The organism is Parendozoicomonas verongulae (assembly GCF_009711465.1).
GTDB lineage: Bacteria > Pseudomonadota > Gammaproteobacteria > Pseudomonadales > Endozoicomonadaceae > Sansalvadorimonas > Sansalvadorimonas verongulae.
In genome coordinates this window covers 1-2,774 of record NZ_SMME01000650.1, presented here as the reverse complement: position 1 = coordinate 2,774, position 2,774 = coordinate 1, and the positions used below count along the sequence as shown (strand labels likewise).

Sequence of the window (2,774 nt, the reverse complement as noted above, 5' to 3'; positions counted from 1 at the left end):
TTAGACATGGAAAGTCACACATCGGGTTAGAGAAAGGACAAACTTACGAAGCCCGGTTATTTCTGGAAGATATTATGAGTCAAAGCGGAGAACACGCGGGCGATCTGCTCCAGTCTCTTGAGGCCCAGCTCACAGACAATACTTACCGTCATCACAGCCGGGAGGCAGTCGCCAGTTTTCTTGCGGAAGCGAGACAGGCTCACGCCATTGTATCCGGACAAATTAACGGGAACCCGGAAGACAGCGCTGGCGACAGTATTGATTACATGACAGAGGCACTCATAAATGCTCAAGAGTGGTCGGATAATGCGGTTAAAGAAAATCCCGACTTATTGCTCCGACTCACCCGGCATCAGAATACCTCTGATCTGACCCGGGAGTTGTTGCGCCAGACCTCAGGCAACCACGCGTACCGGGCACGAGTACTGGCAGAAGCCTATTTCACCAAGGTTCAGAAAGGCTCGCAGGAACAGTTGGAACGCAGTAAAGAGATTCTGGTGGATAAAATCCGTAACGACTGGGCCTCCCAAAACTATCACTCCCGCAAGGAACAGGCCGTTGCAGAGCAGCAGGTTCTGAGAGCATTCGACAAAGTCAGTACCGGAGAAGACTACCCGGAGCTTTCTCTGGAATGGCACGAGGCTCACCCAAATGCAGACATCCGCGAACACAGACTAATTGCTACTTAAAACGATTGATGTTGATGGGAAAACCAAGAACTCGGCTCAGGTAACAGATATACTCGGCTCCAGAATATTGGGCCTGAACAACCGAGCCGAGAATGAACAGGGACAAACGCCAAGAAATTTTTACCCGCCTGCGGGATGATAACCCCAACCCGCAAACCGAACTGGAATATAACTCCCCTTTCGAGCTGCTGATTGCTGTGCTGTTATCGGCTCAGGCTACCGACGTGGGCGTCAACAAAGCCACCCGCAAATTGTATGCCGTTGCCAACACACCACAGGCCATTCTTGATCTGGGACTTGACGGGCTGAAAAGTTATATCAAAACCATCGGGCTGTTTAACACCAAAGCTGTGAATGTGATGAAAACCTGCACCATGCTGGTTGAAAAGCACAACGGTGAGATTCCCGAAACCCGTGAGGAACTGGAAGCTCTGCCTGGTGTGGGTCGCAAAACTGCCAATGTCGTGTTGAATACCGCTTTTCGCCAAATTGCCATGGCTGTGGATACCCATATCTTCCGGGTCTCCAACCGCACTAAAATTGCAACGGGTAAAGATGTCGTGGAGGTGGAGCAGCGCCTGCTGCGTCTGGTTCCTAAAGAGTTCCTGCTGGATGCCCACCACTGGCTGATTCTCCACGGCCGTTATGTGTGCAAGGCTCGCAAGCCTCAGTGTGGCTCTTGCCGGATTGAAGATTTGTGTGAGTTTAAAGAGAAAGACAAGTATCAGTAGATTGGTTCTGCCAATCACAAAAAAGCCCGCAACCATTCCGGTGCGGGCTTTGTTTCAAAAGCTTTGCTTTTAGAGGGTTTTGCGGGAAGGGAAAACCATATTAGCGAAAATCAAACCGGCCAGTATCGACATAAAGATCATAAATGCCTGGGTTCCCAGCATTGGCAGGTTCATAAACGCATCCCCTGTCACCACCTGACTCAAACTGATGTATGCCTTACTTCCCGGTACCAGCAGTACCACACCATGAAGCAATACAATAGTCGATGGAGAGTTTGTTACGCGGGAGTAGATGTTACTGTAAATACCCACCAGCACCGCACCCACAAACGGCCCTACACTATCACCCAGATAAGCGGCGCCAGCTACACTGCCTACATAAGCGACAATGGCCGAAAGAACACCCCATGGGATGTCCCGCACACGGTTTTTGAACACCACAATCAGAGTCAGGGACAGAATGGGAACTGCCAGCCAGAGCGTCCAATCGGGAACAGCCGGTCCGAAGACAACATCTTCCCGAGGCAGGAAAATATTGACTATAGAGCTGCCCAGCACCGAGCCGAAATAGAGCTTACACAGGCACATCAGGGAATCCATCAAACGGGTTGTACCCGAGAGCAAGTGTCGTGCCGCCAGTTCTTTTAACGCAATTGTTATGGACAGACCAGGAATAAATACAATGATGCCCGAAAGAACAATCAACGGTACATTCAAACTTGGCACAAAGTAAGCCATAAAGCTGGCAAACAATGCAGACAGTGTCGCCGACATAGGTTCAAGAATCTCACCACGACGATCGGCCTCTGCCACCCAGCACAGAAAGAAAAACACTATGATACCGGTTAAGGACGACACCCCGGCATCAGCCCAGCTTCCTCCCACCAACATGGAAAAGGCGCCACTGGTGGTACCAAAGGCTGCCATGGTTGTGTACTTGCCATAGGGGGCTTGCAGTGAGTGAATGTCATTCAGAGAGATCAGAGCATCAGCCACACTCAATTTATCAGTGGTCACCTCATCCACCAGCTGATCGGTCAGCGCCAGTGCCCGCATATCAAGCTCACCGGGTTTTACTCGAACGTGGTAATTATGTTTTTCATCATGTTCGAGATCCCAAAGCACAAATGAGATAAGTGTGGGCGACACCATAAAGTGTCCTTCCAGCCCAAGACTCTGAGTCACATTATGTAAGTGAGCCTCCAGCCTGAAGGCTGGTGTACCAAACTTATGAAGAGCTTTGCCAAGCTCAATAATAAAATTACGTCGCTGACGATAGTTCTCACGATCCATCGAAAACACCCGAAAAAGAGAGATAGAGGGAAAAATTCGCCGCGATACTACAGGAATATTT

At 49.9% G+C, this 2,774-nt stretch carries 3 protein-coding genes; 2 read left to right on the top strand and 1 reads right to left on the bottom strand.

Annotation, left to right across the window (positions count from 1 at the left end):
* Nucleotides 1–689, top strand: a 689-nt coding sequence (locus E1189_RS02290) for a hypothetical protein (protein ID WP_230460041.1), incomplete at its 5' end; no start/stop codon positions are given.
* Between the two features lie 92 nt (nt 690–781).
* Entirely contained in the window at nt 782–1,420 is a 639-nt protein-coding gene (nth, locus tag E1189_RS02285) for an endonuclease III (RefSeq protein WP_155158449.1), read from the top strand.
* Nucleotides 1,421–1,489: 69 nt separating this feature from the next.
* On the opposite strand, the gene E1189_RS02280 is transcribed toward nth, so the two are convergent.
* Nucleotides 1,490–2,774 (bottom strand): threonine/serine exporter family protein (locus E1189_RS02280; protein ID WP_230460040.1); only part of this gene is annotated, 1,285 nt, incomplete at its 5' end.

Coding starts and splice junctions, on each gene's coding strand:
- nth (WP_155158449.1), top strand. CDS start 782: ATGAACAGGGACAAACGCCAAGAAATTTTTACCCGCCTGCGGGATGAT.